Genomic DNA, 326 nt, shown 5'->3' with positions numbered 1-326 from the left:
TAAATGGTGATGACCCCGAAGCTGTTTTGTTTGCTACTCAGGTTGCAATTGATTTCCGCAATCAGTTTAAGAAAGATGTCGTTATTGACTTGTTCTGCTATCGCCGTCGTGGTCATAACGAGGCGGATGAGCCTTCGGGCACGCAGCCATTAATGTATCAAGTGATCAAGAGCTTGAAGACAACTCGTTCTATCTACTCTGAGCGCTTACTTGAAGAGCAGGTGATCTCACAAGAACAGTCTAAAAAGCTTGAAAATGACTACCGTTCAGCAGTCATTTTCAAGCTTTTTAGACTGTTCTTGTGAGATCACCTGCTCTTCAAGTAA

The 326-nt window shown here is 42.9% G+C and carries 1 pseudogene; it reads left to right on the top strand.

The annotated features are described in order from the left end of the window. Positions 1–266: pseudogene (locus tag A3763_RS07895) on the top strand (thiamine pyrophosphate-dependent enzyme); the annotation flags it as partial. Positions 267–326: the final 60 nt, after the last annotated feature.

This window comes from Oleiphilus sp. HI0128 (assembly GCF_001635365.1).
The sequence above is the reverse complement of the archived record's forward strand: the minus strand, read 5'-3'. Positions and strand labels throughout refer to the sequence as shown.